The sequence below is a fragment of the Microcoleus sp. PH2017_28_MFU_U_A genome, assembly GCF_020738035.1.
Lineage (GTDB): Bacteria > Cyanobacteriota > Cyanobacteriia > Cyanobacteriales > Microcoleaceae > Microcoleus.
In genome coordinates, this window is sequence record NZ_JAEQCX010000024.1 from 54,490 (window position 1) to 73,256 (window position 18,767).

Sequence of the window (18,767 nt, forward strand, 5' to 3'; positions counted from 1 at the left end):
ATGAATATTTTTGGCATTGGCTTGCCGGAAATGGCAGTAATTTTCACTATCGCCCTGTTGGTATTCGGTCCGAAAAAGTTACCAGAAATTGGTCGTAGTTTCGGGAAAGCACTGCGGAGTTTTCAGGATGCTTCGCGGGATTTTGAGTCGGAGTTTACGCGGGAAACGAAGCAGTTAGAAGAAGCAGTCGCAATCAAAAAGCCGGAACCGGAAAAACTCGCGGCTGTTAAGGAAGATAGCACAGACATTTAAATGAACAACACTCAGAAGTCGGAAACTCCAGCAGAGTTGGTGATTCCCCAGCTAATTGTAGGTTTGGGGAATCCAGAACCAAAGTACGATCGCACGCGACACAATATCGGCTTTAATGCAGTAGATGCTTTGGCTCAAGCTTGGCAGATTTCGCTGTCGGAAAATCGCAAATTTCAAGGCATATTCGGCGAGGGAAATCGGCCGCGCGGACAGAAAATTCGCTTGCTGAAACCGCTGACGTACATGAATCTGTCGGGCCAATCGATTCGGGCGGCTGCGGATTGGTACAAAATACCTGCGCCTGCTGTGTTAGTAGTGTACGACGATATGGATTTGCCGATCGGGAAAATGAGAATGCGCCTAGCCGGTTCAGCGGGCGGGCACAACGGCATGAAATCCACAATTTCTCATTTGGGGACAGACAAATTTCCCCGATTGCGGATTGGCATCGGCAAACCTCAAAGCGATCCTGCTAAAAATGATAAAGATACGATTTCCTTCGTATTAGGAAAATTTTCCTCAGAGGAAAGTCAGTTAGTAGAGAAGATGCTGAAATTGGTTGTAGAGGCGATCGAGCTAAGTCTGCAACAAGGAATAGAAAAAAGCATGAGTCTCTACAACAATCGTACCATTATAGAAACAAACGCGGAAACAAAAAGGTGAGTTCGAGACGTTTGCCTGAAACTACAGCCCATGTCCGAGTTACGGGTCAATCTTGGCTAAAAGGCACGCTTGAAGGTGAAGTGACTGCCGGCAGTTTTGAGTGGCACTTTCAATGGCGTTTTCGGGAAGAAAAAACACTAATTCTGGAACCTTCTCAGGGTAGGGCATTGATTCAGGAACCGCTGCACCGTTTTTTAGAGAAATGGGATTATCAGCTTGAACCGGGCGGCGATTATTCGTTTACGGTTCGGGCTGAATTTTGAGAATAAACCTCTTGCACTCATTCCCAAATAATCTTGAAATAATCTGCGTTTATCTGTGTTTATCTGCCTGAAATCTGCGGTTTTTGTTTTTTTAACCGCAGATGAACGCGGATTAACGCAGATGAAATGCGGGATAGTCAATTTGTTGGTGTTGATTCCAGCAATTCTTGAATTAAAGCAGGCGGGGTTGCTTCTCGGTAAGCGCCGCAATAATACATCGTCAAAACAGCTTTGTAAGCCCAGTGATTTGATGGCACATCGGTAAAAGGATTTGGCAGAGTTTCCGCACGATTGAGCACGCAAGCATTGAGGATTTGTTCGCGGGTTGGCTGGACTTGAACTAAAGAATTATTTGGCTTTATTTGTGCAGGATTTTGCGCCTGTGCGGGAGATGAACAACTGGCACTAACTAGCAGTACAATTGTGGAAACGATTCTGAGTTTAAGCATCTCATTACTTTTTGTGCGACAATATATCCTAACTTCCACTGCATTCCCTGAAAACTATGCTGGGTCGTACCCTCCGCAATCATTATCAAATTATCAAATTCTTGGGGAAAGGCGGTTTTGGCCACACCTACCTTGCCAAAGATTTAGACTTACCCGGACATCCCCAGTGCGTTGTCAAACATCTTAAACCGAAAAACGCTGACCCTGGCCTTTTGCTAATGGCCAAACGCTTATTCGAGACGGAAGCCCAAACTCTGTATAAATTGGGTAGTCTACACGACCAAATCCCCAAGCTTTCCGCCCACTTTGAGGAAAATGGGGAATTTTATTTGGTGCAAAATTTTATCGCCGGACATGACCTTACGAAAGAACTGATTCCCGGTAAAAAATTAAGCGAATCATATACTATTACATTATTGCACAATATCTTAGAAATATTAGCAATTGTTCATCAGCAAAAGGTGATTCATCGCGATCTTAAACCTGATAATTTAATGCGTCGCCAAGATGGTAAAATTGTCTTGATTGACTTTGGCGCTGTCAAGGAAATTAGCACAATAGTTGTAAATGCTCAAAAGCAAACTAGCTTAACTATTGCAATTGGTACTCCTGGTTATATGCCGAGCGAACAAGCGAAGGGCAAACCTAGATTTGCCAGTGATATTCATGCAGTGGGGATGATTGGAATTCAAGCATTGACTGGTGAACATCCTTTTAACTTACGAGAAGATACGCGGACAGGAGAGGTAATTTGGCGAAATCAGGCTCAAGTGAGTAATAATTTAGCTAATGTTTTAGATAAAATGGTGCGCGACAATTTCAGTCAGCGTTATCAAAATGCAGATGAAGCATTCCAGGCAATTTTATCTTTGTCGCAGTCTTCCCCGCCGCCACCGCCACCACCGCCACCACCGCCACCACCGCCACCGACAAGGCGAGGTTTTTTACAATTAGTCGGTTTTGCTGGAGTAGGACTTGTCGGTTCAGTTGTGATTCAAAACTTGCTAAACAACTCCTCTCAAACTCCAACGGTTCAGCCATCGTCACCGAGATTACGCAATGATACACCATCTCCTTTGCCACCTTCAGAAATCCGACAACTAGAACCACCACCACCAAAAACTCCAGCGCCAAAAGTATCGTCAAATACCCTAAAAACAGTTCAATTTGAAACGGTGACAGTGAATTCAAAGGGGGAAATCACCAAGCGCAGCCAAAGTCAAGCACAGGTTTTTACTGAAACTATCGCCAATGGCATAACTTTAGACATGATGGCAATTCCTGGGGGTAGTTTCGTCATGGGTTCCCCCGATACGGAACCAAGACGAGAGAAGAATGAAGGACCACAGCGTACTGTTAATGTCGCCGCTTTTTTGATGGGAAAATATGAGGTGACTCAGGCTCAATGGCGTGCTGTGGCCGGTTTTCCAAAAGTCAAGATTGACCTCAAGGCTAATCCTTCTAATTTTAAAGGTGATGATTTACCTGTTGAGCAAGTAAGTTGGAATGATGCTATAGAATTCTGTGCGAGGTTATCTCGACTTACTGGACGCAATTATAGATTGCCTAGTGAAGCCGAATGGGAATATGCTTGTCGTGCAGGAACGACGACACCTTTTTATTTTGGGGACACTATTACCCTGGATTTAGTTAATTATGACGGGAATTATCCCTATGGTTCTGCACCGAAGGGAACCTATCGTGCAAAAACAACTGCTGTGGGTAGTTTTCCGCCTAATACCTTTGGACTTTATGATATGCACGGGAATGTCTGGGAATGGTGTCAAGATATTTGGCCCGATATTTATAACGGTGCGCCGACTGATGGTAGTGCTTGGGAAAGTGGTGGAGATAGTCGAAGGCGGCTCTTGCGCGGTGGTTCGTTCGTCAACGATTCGGGGCTTTGCCGTTCTGCTTCTAGGCACAGTAATGGGCAGGACTGGGGCGACTACGGCAAGGGTTTTCGGGTTGTGTGTGTGGCTGCGTGGACTTCTTAGCCCTTTGTTTTTTTGCTCTTTTGTCCTTTACTCTTCTTCTCTTTTCCCTTCCCCTTATCGCCTCTGGTGACTCGATTTATTTTTGGCACTCGTGGATGCACTCCCGACAAAGAAACCGGGTTTTTTACACTTTCTGTGGAGTACAGCGAAGGATTATCGTCAAAAAACCCGGTTTCTAGCCACCTGTGCGTAAGTTTTGTTTGGGAAAATTACTGTCAATTTGCCAATGCTTTCTGTAGAGACAAGTCTGCTGAAATAGTCTGGTTTATTTACGGAGGAGTTGGTGCTGATTTAGGATGGGTTCCCGCGTAATAAACAAGCACCTTGCGTTTGTGTTCATCCGGTACATAAAATACTCTGTCTGAACTTGTTACTTCGTATTCCCACGCACCTTGATAAAGTTTGCCTTTTAACGGAAAAACTCTCCTCGGTTTTCTCACCATCGGGCTAGTACATAAATCCTGATAGCAGCGACGAGTATTCTCAGGGGCGCGTAACAATAAAGCTTCCCAATCTCGGTTAACCCGTCGGTTTTTCGCTACTACTAACCAGGGCGATTCAGGCAATTGCACGATAATTTCGGCTGCATTTTCTTTAGTAGATAGGGATGTTCGGGGTGCTGTAAGTGCTTCTTCAGGTGGGATTACCAACTCGGAAATCACGGGTACAGGTACGGAAAGTTCTTCAGAGGAAACGCCAGTTTCTGAATCGTCTGGAGTAGGTGGAGTGTGGGTCATAACTGAGTCGATTCAGTAGTGCTTTCTATTTGAGGTGGTGTCAGCAAAACTTCGTCAATTTCATCGCTGAAAGCTGCTGCGAGTTCCGGGCTAGAAATTGCTTTAGCGCTTTCATGCCATTCATGAATTACAATCTCAATCTGATTCCATGCGCCAGATTCCGACTCAGCAAGTCGGTAAGCTTTTTCTAATTCAGCAATCAATTCGCACAGTTCATCTGAGTCAAATACTGTCAGCCAGTGATAGGGATTTGCTGAACTAATCGCTTCTCCCAATCGCAGCCGGTAAGCAGCGGCACTTACTTCAAATACAGTCAAAGAAAGCGTCGCAGCTTTTACCCACAGCGTCATCTCTTCCCGGCGCAGTAAAGCAAAATGCTGGTCGTTGCGAGTGATAGTGACAGGGTGTTCCATCGCCAAATCTAGCACTCGATTCAGTTGCTGGTTCAATTCTGTTGCGGTAATTAATTCATCGCCGTAAATAAGGCGCGAAGATTTACTTAGCATGGTTTTTGCGTTTTTATGAATTCAGTATAACATAATTATCAATTAACTACGTTAGCTAAGATCGGCTTAATTCTACGCCACCATCGCAATCAATTGTTTTCTAAGAACTTCCAAGAGAGCAATTACTTGCTCCCTAGTTACAGTGGGAAATCCATCTAAAAAATCATCAATTGACTCTCCGGCTTCTAAATAGTCAAAAAGTGTTTGGACAGGAACCCTAGTGCCAATAAAAACAGGTGTTCCGCCCATGATTTCACCAGAAATGCTAATTATCTGAAAATTCTGAGACATAAGCCTAAGTAGTTGTAGGGTGTGGATCCTGCGATAAATTCCTAACTCAATACCAACAATCTGATAGATCCGCACCTGATGGATATATTACAAACCTTTGGACTGTTCCGATATCTGCCGCATTGCCACAGCCAACACGCTCAAAAACAATAGCCCGATCGCACCAGCCAACGGATTGCCGTTAATTCCTGTCACCCAATCCGGGACAGAGCCAGAATATCGCACTAACTCTCCGACGTTAATTATATAGTATCCCCAGACTAAACCTGCATGAATCCCGATCGACAAACCCAGCCTATCTTTGCTCTCCTCTCCTTTTAGGACTAATTTCAAATAATAATTCAGCCCGGTATAAGCAGACATCAAACTCCAGAAAGAAATTCATGTGTCCTAGAATTAATGGAGCATTCCTGTCTTTTGTCCAAGCAAAAGCTAAATCCACTGGAGGAAAGCGCTCAATGTTCGCCCTCAATACCAAAGCCCGCGCCTCAAACCTAGCCAAATTGCCTCCTAATGGAACAGAAAGTGTTTGACGTTCCCAAATTGCTCCTAATCTTAATCCCATTTCGTAGGGCAATACGTTAACACTAGAACCTGTATCTAGCAAGCCTGATGCACTTAAAGAGCAATTCTGATAAGTTAAAGTTAGTGGCAAGTAAGGCAATGTACTTAATGCACCCAGTTGCGGATCGATTTCGGTAAACGCAAATCTGACTTTATCAACCATGTTTTACTGCTTTTTCTTCTGATAATGCCTTTGCTAATACAGCAGCGGCTTCAAAAGAGTTGTAGGAATTAGTGCTAGATACTTTGCCTTGCTCTTCTAGCGGAACTATACCTGATTCTTGGAGTAATTCTGATACGATAAAATGCAGTAGTAAAAGTTTGTCAGTGTGAGGCAAATCTTTGACGAGTGGTAGAAGTTCAGCAAGCTGCATAAAAATTTCCCCAGGTTGGTTGTAGAGTATGGTCTGATATATTATGCCATTTTCAAGAATTGATTAATCCGATCGCCCTTTGGACTGTTCCGACATCTGTCGCATTCCCACAGCCAACACGCTCAAAAACAATAGCCCGATCGCACCAGCCAACGGATTGCCGTTAATTCCAGTCACCCAATCCGGGACAGAGCCAGAATATCGCACTAACTCTCCGACGTTAATTATATAGTATCCCCAGACTAAACCTGCATGAAGCCCGATCGACAAACCCAATCGATTTTGACAACTTCGCTTTGCCAAAACCAGGATCAAACCCAGCAACAACAGCCCCGGAAACTGAGGCCAAGTCCGCAGCATTGCCTCCACGGGTTTGATAAAATGAGATAGGGCAAACACCAGACTGTTCGCCCGCACAGACATCGGATAACTGTAATCCCGCTGCAACTCGTCGAACAACCAACCCCGGAATACCAACTCCTCTGCAAAACCCACTCCCAGGGCGCTTAATAGCCCTTCTGCGATGATTCTCGGCAAATTATGAGAATTTTGCCATGCGACAAAACCCAGCAGTCCTTGCACAAAAAATAGGGTGAATGCGATCGAAATGCCGATCGCCAATCCCGTCAAAAGCTCAAAACCGTTTTGTCGCGTATTCACTAAACCGTAACTTTTGAGCAATTGCGTTTGTCTGTAAACCTGTTTTCCCCAGCGCGGAAGTAGCAACAAAAACTCGGTAAACAGCAATCCCATTGTCAGAATGGTTGCGAGATTGCTATCTTTAACTAAGAGATAAATTGGTGCGGCTAGTGGTAGCCAGATTGCTGCTAAGATTAAGAGGAAAATTATTACACGTAATGGAAATGGATAACTGGCTATTATTTGGAGGCGGTTAATCATTGTTGTAAATTAAACAAGTTTTACATGATATCTGTAGGGACACAGCATTGCTGTGTCCTTACCAGGATGAGGACACAGCATTGCTGTGTCCATACCCGGATTATAAACACGCCATTGCCCTACCCCTAATGTACAAAGCCCACAGAAAAAGCTAGAATAGCATCATATCGGTAGAAACTTTAAGTAAAGCAAAGCTATAACATCAGGTAACAATGACTGAAGTATCGGATTTTTCAAATGTCGATCGCGAATTAGACGACACAATATTAAGCTTCGCAGACATTCAAGCAGAACTAAACCTGCGCCGCGCCAAAGATGCTCTGCGAGATATAGTAGAAAATCTCGATTTGACAGCACAAGAGCGAACTGGACTGGAGCCGGAAATTGGCGGCTTGGAAACCATGCTCGACAAGCTAGAGCGCGCTTGCGTGCAAATCGCTGTGTTTGGGATGGTAGGAAGGGGAAAATCTTCGGTTTTGAACGCGCTTTTGGGTCAAAATGTGTTTGAAACGGGCCCGACTCACGGGGTGACTCGCACCACAACTATTGGCCAGTGGGATGTCGGAGATGGTGTTGATGATGATTTACCCGATAGACTTTCGCCGGTTATTTACCGTTTGTCGCAAGTAGAATTAATCGATACTCCGGGAATTGATGAAGTTGACGGCGAAACTCGCGAACTTTTAGCCCGTCGCGTCGCGCAACAAGCCGATTTGATTTTGTTTGTGGTGGCTGGCGATATTACAAAAGTAGAATACGCAGCACTTTCGCAGTTGCGGGAAGCCGGAAAACCGATGTTATTAGTGTTTAATAAAATTGACCAGTATCCCGATGCAGACAGGCTGGCAATTTATCATAAAATCCGGGACGATCGCGTGAGAGAATTGCTATCTCCCGATGAAATTGTGATGTCGGCGGCTTCACCTTTGACAGCGCAGGCGGTGCGCCGTCCCGACGGAAGTATGGGAGTAAAAATGACGCGCAGTTTACCACAAGTACAAGATTTAAAATTAAAAATTTTGGAGATTTTAGACAGAGAAGGTAAATCTTTGGTGGCGCTGAATACGATGCTCTGTGCGGGGGATATTAACGAGCAGTTGGTGCAGCGAAAAATGGAGATTCGCGATGATGCTGCTAACCGGATTATCTGGAATGGGGTAATGACTAAAGCTGTGGCGATCGCCCTGAATCCAATTACAATAGTTGATATTCTCAGCGGGGCGGTAATTGATGTGGTGATGATATTAACTCTATCTAAAGTTTACGGCATTCCGATGACCGAAGCGGGGGCGGTGGAATTGCTGCAAAAGATTGCGATTAGTATGGGGGGAATTACTGCGGGGGAATTGTTAGCGAATTTTGGCTTAAGTTCTTTGAAAGGATTGCTGGGTTTGGCGACGCCGGCGACGGGTGGTTTGGCTTTGGGGCCTTATGTTTCTGTGGCTGTGACTCAAGCTGCAATTGCTGGGGTTTCTTGCTACGGAATTGGTCAAGTTACTAAGGCTTATTTGGCTAATGGTGCTTCTTGGGGTGATGATGGGCCGAAGGCTGTGGTGAGTAAGATTTTGGCTTCTTTGGATGAGGATTCTATTTTAAATCGGATTAAGGATGAATTGCGCGCTAAGTTGAATTTGGGAAGTGTGGAAAAACAGCAATCTTAGTAGTCAGTAGTCATTAGTCAGTAGTCAGTAGTCATTAGTCATTAGTAAAAAGAAGTAATTATGAAATAACAAACACCAATTCCCAATGCCCGATGCCCGATGCCCGATGCCCGATGCCCAATTCCCAATATTATGTTATTAACTATCTCCACAACTCGCGTCCCTGCTACGGATTTAGGCTATTTGCTGCACAAACATCCCGATCGCCTTCAATGCTTCCCGATGACTTTCGGACAAGCCAGCGTGTTTTATCCTGAAGCAAATGCAGACAAGTGCACGGCAGCTTTGCTGTTAGATGTCGATCCGGTTGGTTTGGTGCGCGGTAAGACCAAATCGGGCGATCGCCCTTTAGAACAATACGTCAACGATCGCCCCTACGTAGCCTCATCCTTTCTCAGTGTCGCCCTCGCCCAGGTCTTCCGTACCGCCCTATCCGGGCGCTGCAAAGACCGTCCAGAACTCGCAGAAACTGCCATTCCGCTGACAGTTAAGCTGTCGGTTTTGCCCTGTCGCGGGGGCGAGAAGTTCCTGCGCCAAATGTTTGAGCCGCTGGGCTATCAAGTCGCAGCAAAACCGCTGATTCTTGACGAACAATTTCCCGAGTGGGGCGCGAGTCCTTACTTTGCTGTGGAACTGCAAAATACAGTGCGGTTGGCGGATTTGTTGAGTCATCTTTATGTACTAATTCCTGTCTTAGATGACGATAAACATTATTGGGTGGGCGATGATGAAATCGAGAAGTTATTGCGTCACGGCGAAGGTTGGTTGAACTCGCATCCCGCCCGCGAACAAATTGCCGATCGCTATTTGAAACGCCAGCGCCGTTTGACTCGCCTTGCTGTGGCACAATTAGCAGAAGAAGATAATCTTGACTGCGATGCAAGCGAAGTTTCTCGTGCTTTAGAAGAGGAAGTTTTAGAACAGCGAATTAGCCTCAACGAACAGCGTTTAGAAGCTGTGATGACTGTTTTAAAAGCCCGCGGTGCTCAGCGAGTGGTAGATTTGGGCTGCGGTGAGGGAAAACTGCTGCGATTGCTTTTAGCCGAAAGTGCGATCGCCCAAATTACCGGAGTCGATGTGTCTTTTCGGGCGTTGGAAATCGCCAAGGAACGATTGCAGGTCGATCGCTTTTCTCCTGCACAGCAATCTCGCTTACAATTGATCCAAAGTTCCCTGATTTATCGGGACAGCCGCTTGACTGATTTTGACGCAGCAGCGGTGATTGAGGTGATCGAACATCTCGATTTAGAACGGTTGGCTGCTTTTGAACGGGTTTTGTTTGAGTTTGTGCGGCCGAAATTTGCGATCGTCACAACTCCCAACGTTGAGTACAATGTTCGGTTTGAAAACTTGCCGGCGGGTAAATTTCGCCACCGCGATCACCGCTTTGAGTGGACGCGCGCAGAGTTTCAGACTTGGGCGAATGGGGTGGCTGAACGGTTTGGTTTTAGGGTGGAGTTTCGATCCGTTGGATCGGAGGATTTAGCACTTGGTTCGCCTACACAAATGGCAATATTTGCTTTGATAGAATAACTGCTACAGTTTTTTGTGCTTACAATGTAGTTAAACTTGGAAAAAGGCAGGCTTCAGCTATGAGCAAATCTATCCAAACCCAGATAATTAAAGTCGATCGGTCTCAAGGAATTCGCATTCCTAAATCTTTATTAGAGCAAATTGGTATTAGTGAAGCAGTAGAAATCGAAGTTCAGGGCGATCGAATCGTCATTCGTGCAGCTATAAAACCGCGTGCTGGTTGGGAAGAAGCGTTCGCAAAAATGGCAGAACAACATGATGATGTCCTGCTTGATGATGTCATAACTACTGAGTGGGAGGAGAATGAGTGGCAATGGTAGTCAAACGTTTTGATGTTTTTTTAGTTAATCTCGACCCCACTGTTGGCAGTGAAATTAAGAAAACAAGACCTTGTTTAGTGATTTCACCCGATGATATGAACAAGCGCATTTCCACTGTCATCATTGCTCCAATGACAACGAAGGGGCAAGCATATCCCAGCCGGATAGCTTGTAATTTTCAAGGCAAAGATGGACAAATTATCCTGGATCAAATTCGGACTGTTGACAAAAATCGATTAGTTCAATATCTCGGTAAAATCAGCGCTGACGAACAAAAAGCTGTTTTAGATATTCTGGCGCAGATGTTTGCTGAATAATATTATTAAACCATGAAAATTACAATTCCCGAACTATCTTTAGTCCTGCTCATCGGTGCATCGGGTTCCGGCAAATCTACCTTTGCGCGCCAGCATTTCCAACCGACAGAAATCATTTCATCCGATTACTGCCGCGGCCTGGTTTCCGACGACGAAAACAATCAAGCGGCTACCGCTGATGCTTTTGAAGTGCTGCATTTAATCGCTGCTAAACGTCTGGCTGCGGGTAAATTAACTGTGATTGATGCTACGAATGTGCAGCCAGAAAGTCGCAAACCGCTGTTAGAATTAGCCCGAAAATATCATTGCTTTTTAGTAGCAATTGTGCTGGATTTACCCGAAAAATTGTGTGCCGATCGCAATCAACAGCGTCCAAACCGCAATTTTGGCAGTCATGTCATTCGCCGCCACGTTCAAAATTTAAGACGATCGCTCCGAAATCTCGATCGCGAAGGCTTCCGCTACGTTCACATCCTCCGTTCCCCAGAAGACATCGCAGCAGCCCAAATCGAGAGACAACCGCTGTGGAACAACCGCAAACAGGACACAGGCCCCTTTGACATCATCGGTGACGTTCACGGATGCTGTGGCGAATTGTCACAATTGCTGCAACAGTTGGGCTATCAAATTGTCGAACCATCCAGCGCATCTGGCTTTTGGGATTATCCCACCTACGCCCATCCAGAAGGTCGTAAAGCCGTGTTTTTGGGCGATTTGGTCGATCGAGGCCCGCGCATTCTCGACACCCTCAAACTCGTCCGCAACATGGTAGCAGCATCAACCGCTTTGTGCGTCCCCGGAAATCACGACATCAAATTATTGCGAAAACTCAGCGGCAAAAATGTCAAAATCAACCACGGACTCGAACAAACCTTAGCAGAAATTGCAGATTTACCCGATGAATTGCGCGAATCAGCAGTTAGCGAAATTAGCCAATTTCTAGATAGTTTAATCGGACATTACGTCCTCGACGGCGGCAAATTAGTCGTCGCCCACGCCGGAATGAAAGCAGAACTTCAGGGACGCGCATCCGCCCGCGTTCGAGATTTCGCATTGTACGGAGAAACCACAGGCGAAATCGATGAATTCGGCTTACCAGTCCGCTACAATTGGGCCGCAGAATATCGAGGTCAAGCTGCTGTTGTTTACGGACATACCCCGATTCCCGAAACAGAATGGTTGAACAATACTGTTGATATTGACACAGGCTGCGTTTTCGGCGGCAAGCTAACAGCTTTGCGGTATCCTGAAAGAGAATTTGTCAGCGTTCCTGCTGCGATGATTTACTGCGAACCAGCCAAACCGATCGCATTTCCATCCATTGCAACTCCAGATAACAGTTTTCCCGCCACAAATCTCACCGCCCAACAGCAGTTTGATGACGTGCTGGATATTGCCGACGTGCTCGGAAAACGCATGATTTCAACCAGGCTGCAACGTAACATAACAATTCGCGCAGAAAATGCGATCGCAGCCCTAGAAGTAATGAGCAGATTTGCCGCCAATCCCAAATGGCTGATTTACTTACCGCCCACCATGTCTCCCGCTGCTACCTCCCAAGAACCCGGACTTTTAGAACATCCAGCCGAAGCCTTTAACTACTACCAACAGCAGGGCGTATCAACAGTTGTCTGCGAAGAAAAGCACATGGGTTCCCGTGCAGTTGTCATTGTTTGCCGCGATGAATCGGCGGCCAAACGGCGCTTTGGGATTCTCAACAACAGCATTGGCATTTGTTACACCCGTACAGGTCGCCATTTCTTCGATAATTCTACCTTAGAAACCGAGTTTTTAACGCGGGTAAATCGCGCTCTTTCTGCCAGCAATTTTTGGGATAAATTTAAAACCGATTGGGTGTGTTTGGACTGCGAATTAATGCCTTGGTCTGCCAAAGCTCAAGGTTTATTGCAAGAACAATATGCTGCCGTGGGAACCGCATCCCGTCACGGGTTTGCAGAGGCGATTCAGCAGCTAGAACAGGCGAAACAGCGGGGAGTTGAGGTTGATTCTGTGTTGGCTAGCTACCGGGAACGAGCCGATTTAGCCGATCGCTATGTCAATGCCTACCAGCGCTACTGCTGGCCCGTGAAATCCATCTCCGACCTCAAGTTAGCGCCTTTCCACATCTTGGCAACCGAGGGAAATGTTCACACCGATCAGAATCACTGCTGGCACATGGAACAGATAGCAGAAATCTGTAATTTTGACCTAGAATTGCTGTTAGCTACTCAATACAAAGTAGTTAGAATTGCCGATCTTGACAGTCAATTTGCAGGGATTCAATGGTGGGAAAAAATGACTGAGGCTGGGGGCGAAGGGATGGTGGTTAAACCGATGGAATTTATTGTGAACAATAGCAAAGGACTCGTACAGCCTGCGATCAAATGTCGCGGTAAAGAGTATTTGCGAATTATTTACGGCTTGGAATATTCTTTGCCGGAGCATTTAGACAAATTGCGATCGCGCGGGCTTTCCGGGAAGCGTTCTTTAGCTTTGCGAGAGTTTGCTCTCGGTGTAGAATCGTTGGAGAGATTTGTGGCTGGTGCTCCGTTGAGGCAAGTTCATGAGTGCGTTTTCGGAGTTTTAGCGATGGAGAGCGAACCTGTCGATCCGAGGCTGTAATCTGAAGGTTGGATGCGCTTAGGAATGAGAATGAAATAACTTATAATCTTTATTGTTCTTGTGGGATGGGCGTCCCGCCCGTCCAGAAAAGACGGGCGGGACGCCCATCCCACTTTTAAGAGTGTAAATTATTTAATTTGCGATCCTTATTGCTCATTCATTTCTCCCTACTAATCGCTCAACTTCCGATGTCGATAAATTCATCATTTGTGCAACTTGCTCTAAATTCATTTCCGATTTTAACAGTTGAGAAACGAGCGATCGCAAAGCTGATTCTGCCGCCAGTCGTGCTTGTTGTTCGGCCAGCCGTGCTTGTTGTTCGGCCAGCCGTGCAGAATGTTCTGCCCGCCGTTCTTGTTCTGATTGCTGATAAGTCTTCAGAAACTCTCCTGTTTGAGGATTTCTAAACCTTAATTCTCCAGAAACTAAGTGCAATTCCAGTCCCAATACTTCGCTGTACAGCCACAGCGTATCGAAGGCGATATTATTGACGGGAATCGGCTCGTACTGGTTGTTTACTAAACGCACTCCTTGCAATATCGGATTCAAATAATCCCCAGACGGATCGTACTGGAAGTATTCCCTGACTCCCAAACTTCGATAAGTTTCTGGTTTAATTTCTTGATCTACCTCTTGAGTTGTTTCTGAGGTTATTTCTAAGACAAACTGCGGTGCTATCCCTGCTTCTTTCCATATTTTATAGTTATCTCTCTGGCGTTTTCTGACTCCAAATACTACATAAATGTCGGGAGCAACTACTGCTGATTTGTTTCCTTCTTCGTAATACACGAAAGAATTTGCTGACACATAGACATCCGATCGCCCTTGAAAGTGCTGCTTCAGAGCTTCCACGCCGTAAGTCATGTAATCGCGCGTGATGTCACTTTCCGCCATCGGTTCTCCGTCGCTGCTGGGATATTCTATTTCTTCTTCGATTTGTTGAGTTAAAACTGTCACGGTTTAAGTCTCCTCAATTCTCGCTGATCTTATTTTAGCAGGTTCGATAAATTTAACCATAAAAAAATGACGTTTGTTAAGGACAAACGCCATTTTTTACCGATCAATTAGACTTACAAACGCGGCGTCTTATCTTGTTTAAACGACGCCAGCCATCCGCGAAGTTCGTCGGCCGCAATCTCGCGCCCGCCCAAACCAAAAGCTAGAGCAATCCCAACGGCGATCGCCCCGAGCAACAGCCCGAAAGCCAAATTCACAATATCGCTGCCAATGCCCATCTGTTGCAGCGCCAAGGCTCCAACAAAAGCAATCACCGCGATTCGAGCCGTTTGGCCCAACAGCCGCGCTTGGCGAGTTCCAGAGCTAGCAATCAAACTAAACGCCAGATTCGCCAAATACAAGCCGATCGCAAATACCACCAAACCAGACAGCACCCTACCTGCAACCAGCACAATACCGCTAACAATCGCAGTCAGCGCTGGAATCTTCAGCACGTCGGTAGCCGCCACCACAGCAAACAGCATGATGCCTACCTGCACCACAATGCCGACAAATTGCGAAGGCGTGCGTGCCGCAACATCCGGTTCCTGAAGTACGGTTGCGTCGGGATCCGTCGAACTCGACGACGGTAGTCGCAGCGGCTGTTTCGGCTGCATTCCCAACCAAGAAAAGACATTGTTAAAGCCAATTCCCGTCAAGATATTCGTCACCAAATCGCCGATCCAGCGCCCCAAAAAGTAAGCAACCGCGAGAATTATCGCTGCTGTAAAAATGTTGGGAAGCGCGCCCAGAATCGTATTGAGCATCGCGATCGCCGGCAAGGAAATCGCTTGGATGTCCAAAGCATTCAAAGCTGCGATCGCCGTAGGAATCAAAATCAACACATAGACAATTGTGCCGATAATCCACGACAGCGATTGTCCGCCCGAACTCCGGGAAATGCCAAACCGAGCGCCCAAACTGTCCGCGCCAGCAGCAGCCAGCAGATTCGTAACAATCCGCTGCACAACTTGAGCCAGCAGCCAGCCCACAAACCCAATCAGCACAGCTTCCAGAATCTTCGGAATTGCCGCCAAAATTTGGTTCAGCAAATTATTCACTGGCAGCAGAGCCTGCTGTAAATCCAGCGATTCGAGAACCAACGGCAAAAACAGCAGAAAAATGAACCAGTACAGCGCATTTGCCAGAGTATCGCTCAGCAGCAAAGGAGTCTCGGTGGGTGCAGTACCCACCTGCTGGTTCAAGCGCTCGTCTACGCCAAAAGTCCGCATCGCCCGCGACAAGGCTAATTTGGCAACTGTCGCCACCACCCAAGCAATCCCCAAGAAAATTAGGGCTTTAGCCAACTTCGGCAAAGCACCAGCAATTTGGTTGAGAAAAGTATTCAGCGGTTGCGAGACAGCCGTGAGATTCAGCCGGTTGAAAAAGGCAACTAGGAAAAAGATAAAAATGATCCAGAATACCGCACCGGAAATCCATTTTTCCACTTGCGGAGATCCTTCTCCTTCCGGGCGCCCGGTAATCCAAGCAGCCAGTCGGTTGTCGATCGTCGTTTTCTTGAGCAATCCGCCGACTAAAGATGAGACGAGGGCTGATACGATCAAGCCAATTAGCAGGATGCCGATCGCCCAGACGAGATTTTCAATGTCTTTGCCCGCAAATAGATTGTTTAATCCCCGCTCCGCTTCTGAGAGCGGATTCGGGGCTACCTGGGCCTGTGCCAAGATTCGATCGGACACAACCGCCATTGGGCCCGATATCGGTTGAGTTATTTCTTGCCAAGTTTCATTCATTGTTTTTTCAGGTTAAGGTCAGATTTGACAAGGAAAATAAGAAACTGTAAGAATACGCTTCTAGCTTGCAGGTTCTCATGTCAATTCGTCAAGTTTTCGAGCAATCCATTGAAATTCGCGCTGCTGCTACGTTGGTGGAGCGCTGTATAGTCGATCGCACTTTAATGCACAAATGGCTCAATCCGCTGCTGCGTTGCGATCCAGAGGGCGAATGGGATACTGCTGTAGGAAGTCGCAGTTTATTTATCATAAAAATTCCCGTTTTGCAACCCACTTTAGAGAGTGTTGTGTTGGAGCGACAACCCGGTTTAATTGTATGGGGGTTCGACGGATATTTCAAAGGATGCGATCGCTGGGAATGCCAGCCCCAAATCCAAGGGACTCTCTTGATTAACCGCTTTGAATTTCAAATTCCCAATCCTTTAATTAGATTTGGATTCAATCGCTTTGCAGCCCCTTGGACGCAAAAAGATATGAAAAGCCAACTGCGCCGGCTCAAACGGGTAGCCGAGCAATTATCTCAAGAAATTGGCAAGGTGTAATGGGGAATTGGTAATTGGGTAATGGGTCATCGGTAATGGCTGAAAAGTAAGAGATAATAGGAAAAGAAAGCACCAATTCCCTATGCCCTATGCCCTATGCCCTATGCCCTATGCCCCATTCCCCATTCCCCATTCCCCATTCCCAATCCAGAGCAAAATGATTTACTTCCCAGCCCCCGATGATGAGTTGGGCTGACAAATCATTTGTCTTGCTTGACCAGCCGTACTTTGCAAACCCGGGGAATTCTGATACATAGCTTGCAAATCTTGGATATCTTTAATCACTCGCTGGTAGATAGCCATAGCTTGATTGCCATCAACTTCTAAAGCCGGAGGAGTGTAATTTTGCATCACTTCCATCAGGGATAGTTTGCCATCTTTGGAAGCTGCAACCAAAGCATCGCGCAGTGCCGGCGCGCTTTGTGCCTTTGTAGCCGGGGTATAAGCAACCTCACCCAATTGCTTGAAAACAATTTCCCCAAAATAAGTATTTGCCAGCCGCGAAACCATTTGGGGATCTAAAGCCACTTCTCGCGTTAATATTTCGCGCACCGATTCGGGAGTTTGTTTCGCAAGACTCAAAACACTTTGCAGTTGAGATGATGGTTTGCCGGTTTGTGCAAAGCTTTGCAAATCGCTCATTGGTAAAGTTACGTCAACAGCACCGTATTTTACGGTAACTTTGTCTAATGCAAAGGCTTTGCTACTGCTCAGCAATACTGTACTTGTTCCCACCAAAAGCGCCAAACCTAATGATAAAGACTTTGAGATTCTTTTGGCTAAATGGGCTGACTGCGGTTGCATTCCGTTAAGATAACCTTGTTGAAACTTAAAGTTCATGAGTTTATGCCTCTTTACGTCAAAATACTTTTTCGTTCGATCGAATGCCCAGGTATCAGTCGGGAAAGTGGATTCAGAAGTTCCGTAAATGACCTAGGTATTATACAGTCATGTCAAGCCAATTGAACCTATCAAAAGATAGGTGTTAATTCATAATTTATATGTTATACTCCGATTTTTGACAATTTTATATACCTTTGCAAAACTTATAAAAGCGAGATTTGGCGATCGCCCTGTAACTATATAGATTGTCGGTTTCACCTGTGATGTTGTGCGAGCCAATAGCTGCAACCTTGACTAGCGATCGCAAATTTAAGTTTAGTTTTGGTCGAGCCTTTCGAGCAATAGGCGAATTCTAGCAGCATCCTCAGCATTCGGAGCATTGGTAATGTATAGTTCCAAATCGTGCCGCGCCTCGGCCAAGCGCCCCAGTTGATAATAGAGAATTCCGCGATCGCGCCTTTCCAAGAGTGCATCAGGAAACAGCAGCAAAAGCCGATCGATCGCCGCCAGAAACCTCATAGCATCACCCTGTTGGAAGTAAATCGCCTTCAGATTTCCCAGCATTCGCCCCAATAACTGCCGCGGACTTACCGGCGCGAGAAAAGCCGGCTGCAACTCCATAGGTTGACCGTAAATTTGAGAAAGCCTCCCTTGACAATCTTCAGGAAATAGTATCTCGCCACCATTAAACGCATCCACAAAAATCCCAGCATCCTCAAAATCCGGCCTAATCAAAAAATGTCCCGGCATCCCAATCCCCACCATCGGAAAATCAATCCGCTTAGCAACCTCCAAATAAACCAAAGATAAAGAGATGGGAATACCAGTGCGGCGATCGATCACTTGATTCAAAAAGCTATTGCGGGGGTCGTAATAATCAGCATTATTGCCGGAGAATTCCAAATCGTCATACAAATAGCGGTTAATAGTTTGAATGATCCGCAGCGGATAATTCTGTGGCGGGAGGCGCAAACGCACTCGATCGGCGATCGTGTCAAGTGCGTTGATATAATCCAGAGGCTCAAAATTCGGGTATTCTTCCAAAGCCATGTACAGCGCAGCTTTCGCCAGGTCGATCGCAGCGTCTGGCTGATTAATTTCTTGATAAAAGAGTTGTCGGGCGATCGTCAAATCCATATTTATAATTGATTAATTTTTTAATAAACATCGTGCGAGATTGCCT

22 protein-coding genes are annotated in these 18,767 nt (G+C 46.1%); 10 read left to right on the forward strand and 12 right to left on the reverse strand.

Annotated features, from left to right (window positions below; genetic code table 11):
- From JGK14_RS01985 to JGK14_RS01995, 3 genes are read left to right on the forward strand one after another with little or no spacing between them, the layout of a single operon-like run.
- Nucleotides 1–252: a TatA/E family twin arginine-targeting protein translocase gene (locus JGK14_RS01985; RefSeq protein ID WP_293180036.1), complete on the forward strand. Its 252-nt coding sequence runs from the start codon at nucleotides 1–3 to the stop codon at nucleotides 250–252.
- The gene (pth, locus tag JGK14_RS01990) at nucleotides 253–915 is read left to right on the forward strand and encodes an aminoacyl-tRNA hydrolase (protein WP_293180039.1); all 663 of its coding nucleotides are present in this window, start codon (nucleotides 253–255) and stop codon (nucleotides 913–915) included.
- Nucleotides 912–1,178 carry a DUF3146 family protein gene (locus JGK14_RS01995; protein ID WP_293212197.1) on the forward strand — a complete coding sequence of 89 codons (267 nt, stop codon included), beginning with the start codon at nucleotides 912–914 and terminating at the stop codon, nucleotides 1,176–1,178. Before pth ends, JGK14_RS01995 begins: the two co-directional genes overlap by 4 nt.
- A gap of 137 nt (nucleotides 1,179–1,315) precedes the next feature.
- Here JGK14_RS01995 and JGK14_RS02000 read toward each other — a convergent pair whose 3' ends face one another.
- Nucleotides 1,316–1,627: an S-layer protein gene (locus tag JGK14_RS02000; protein WP_293180045.1), complete on the reverse strand. Its 312-nt coding sequence runs from the start codon at nucleotides 1,625–1,627 to the stop codon at nucleotides 1,316–1,318.
- A gap of 56 nt (nucleotides 1,628–1,683) precedes the next feature.
- Between JGK14_RS02000 and JGK14_RS02005 the strand changes: the two genes are divergently transcribed.
- On the forward strand, nucleotides 1,684–3,624 hold the full coding sequence (locus tag JGK14_RS02005; RefSeq protein WP_293180048.1) for a bifunctional serine/threonine-protein kinase/formylglycine-generating enzyme family protein: 1,941 nt from the start codon (nucleotides 1,684–1,686) through the stop codon (nucleotides 3,622–3,624).
- Between the two features lie 269 nt (nucleotides 3,625–3,893).
- On the opposite strand, the gene JGK14_RS02010 is transcribed toward JGK14_RS02005, so the two are convergent.
- The 7 genes from JGK14_RS02010 to JGK14_RS02040 form a co-directional block, all read right to left on the reverse strand.
- Complete coding sequence (locus tag JGK14_RS02010; protein WP_293180051.1) at nucleotides 3,894–4,361, reverse strand: hypothetical protein; 468 nt, start codon at nucleotides 4,359–4,361, stop codon at nucleotides 3,894–3,896.
- Nucleotides 4,358–4,867, reverse strand: a complete 510-nt coding sequence (locus JGK14_RS02015; protein ID WP_293180054.1) for a hypothetical protein — start codon at nucleotides 4,865–4,867, stop codon at nucleotides 4,358–4,360. Before JGK14_RS02015 ends, JGK14_RS02010 begins: the two co-directional genes overlap by 4 nt.
- 72 nt (nucleotides 4,868–4,939) lie before the next feature.
- Entirely contained in the window at nucleotides 4,940–5,158 is a 219-nt protein-coding gene (locus JGK14_RS02020) for a DUF433 domain-containing protein (protein ID WP_293180057.1), read from the reverse strand.
- Nucleotides 5,159–5,245: 87 nt separating this feature from the next.
- On the reverse strand, nucleotides 5,246–5,491 hold the full coding sequence (locus JGK14_RS02025) for a hypothetical protein (protein WP_442921417.1): 246 nt from the start codon (nucleotides 5,489–5,491) through the stop codon (nucleotides 5,246–5,248).
- The gene (locus JGK14_RS02030; RefSeq protein ID WP_293180059.1) at nucleotides 5,454–5,885 is read right to left on the reverse strand and encodes a hypothetical protein; all 432 of its coding nucleotides are present in this window, start codon (nucleotides 5,883–5,885) and stop codon (nucleotides 5,454–5,456) included. Before JGK14_RS02030 ends, JGK14_RS02025 begins: the two co-directional genes overlap by 38 nt.
- Nucleotides 5,878–6,096 (reverse strand): hypothetical protein, encoded by a 219-nt coding sequence (locus tag JGK14_RS02035; RefSeq protein WP_293180061.1) that lies wholly within the window; start codon nucleotides 6,094–6,096, stop codon nucleotides 5,878–5,880. Before JGK14_RS02035 ends, JGK14_RS02030 begins: the two co-directional genes overlap by 8 nt.
- Before the next feature lie 63 nt (nucleotides 6,097–6,159).
- Nucleotides 6,160–6,996 (reverse strand): CPBP family intramembrane glutamic endopeptidase, encoded by an 837-nt coding sequence (locus JGK14_RS02040; protein WP_325314713.1) that lies wholly within the window; start codon nucleotides 6,994–6,996, stop codon nucleotides 6,160–6,162.
- 212 nt (nucleotides 6,997–7,208) lie between these two features.
- Between JGK14_RS02040 and JGK14_RS02045 the strand changes: the two genes are divergently transcribed.
- The 5 genes from JGK14_RS02045 (at nucleotide 7,209) to JGK14_RS02065 (ending at nucleotide 13,449) form a co-directional block, all read left to right on the forward strand.
- Nucleotides 7,209–8,657 carry a GTP-binding protein gene (locus JGK14_RS02045; protein WP_293180065.1) on the forward strand — a complete coding sequence of 483 codons (1,449 nt, stop codon included), beginning with the start codon at nucleotides 7,209–7,211 and terminating at the stop codon, nucleotides 8,655–8,657.
- 132 nt (nucleotides 8,658–8,789) lie between these two features.
- The gene (locus JGK14_RS02050; RefSeq protein WP_293197023.1) at nucleotides 8,790–10,190 is read left to right on the forward strand and encodes a 3' terminal RNA ribose 2'-O-methyltransferase Hen1; all 1,401 of its coding nucleotides are present in this window, start codon (nucleotides 8,790–8,792) and stop codon (nucleotides 10,188–10,190) included.
- Nucleotides 10,191–10,249: 59 nt separating this feature from the next.
- A complete protein-coding gene (locus JGK14_RS02055) occupies nucleotides 10,250–10,510 on the forward strand; it encodes an AbrB/MazE/SpoVT family DNA-binding domain-containing protein (protein WP_293180071.1) in 261 nt (86 codons plus the stop codon).
- On the forward strand, nucleotides 10,504–10,827 hold the full coding sequence (locus tag JGK14_RS02060) for a type II toxin-antitoxin system PemK/MazF family toxin (protein ID WP_293180074.1): 324 nt from the start codon (nucleotides 10,504–10,506) through the stop codon (nucleotides 10,825–10,827). Before JGK14_RS02055 ends, JGK14_RS02060 begins: the two co-directional genes overlap by 7 nt.
- 12 nt (nucleotides 10,828–10,839) lie before the next feature.
- Nucleotides 10,840–13,449 carry a polynucleotide kinase-phosphatase gene (locus JGK14_RS02065; protein ID WP_293324139.1) on the forward strand — a complete coding sequence of 870 codons (2,610 nt, stop codon included), beginning with the start codon at nucleotides 10,840–10,842 and terminating at the stop codon, nucleotides 13,447–13,449.
- 153 nt (nucleotides 13,450–13,602) lie between these two features.
- Here JGK14_RS02065 and JGK14_RS02070 read toward each other — a convergent pair whose 3' ends face one another.
- Nucleotides 13,603–14,406, reverse strand: coding sequence for a Uma2 family endonuclease (locus JGK14_RS02070; protein WP_293212209.1), 804 nt, complete (start codon nucleotides 14,404–14,406; stop codon nucleotides 13,603–13,605).
- A gap of 113 nt (nucleotides 14,407–14,519) precedes the next feature.
- The gene (locus tag JGK14_RS02075; RefSeq protein WP_293212210.1) at nucleotides 14,520–16,199 is read right to left on the reverse strand and encodes a mechanosensitive ion channel; all 1,680 of its coding nucleotides are present in this window, start codon (nucleotides 16,197–16,199) and stop codon (nucleotides 14,520–14,522) included.
- Between the two features lie 77 nt (nucleotides 16,200–16,276).
- Here JGK14_RS02075 and JGK14_RS02080 point away from each other — a divergent pair, with 77 nt between their 5' ends.
- Nucleotides 16,277–16,741 (forward strand): SRPBCC family protein, encoded by a 465-nt coding sequence (locus tag JGK14_RS02080; RefSeq protein ID WP_293180086.1) that lies wholly within the window; start codon nucleotides 16,277–16,279, stop codon nucleotides 16,739–16,741.
- A 162-nt stretch (nucleotides 16,742–16,903) separates the two neighbouring features.
- On the opposite strand, the gene JGK14_RS02085 is transcribed toward JGK14_RS02080, so the two are convergent.
- Together JGK14_RS02085 and JGK14_RS02090 are read right to left on the reverse strand one after the other, a co-directional pair.
- Nucleotides 16,904–17,581 (reverse strand): alpha/beta hydrolase, encoded by a 678-nt coding sequence (locus tag JGK14_RS02085; RefSeq protein ID WP_293180089.1) that lies wholly within the window; start codon nucleotides 17,579–17,581, stop codon nucleotides 16,904–16,906.
- A gap of 318 nt (nucleotides 17,582–17,899) precedes the next feature.
- A complete protein-coding gene (locus tag JGK14_RS02090) occupies nucleotides 17,900–18,721 on the reverse strand; it encodes a SirB1 family protein (RefSeq protein WP_293190092.1) in 822 nt (273 codons plus the stop codon).
- Nucleotides 18,722–18,767: the final 46 nt, after the last annotated feature.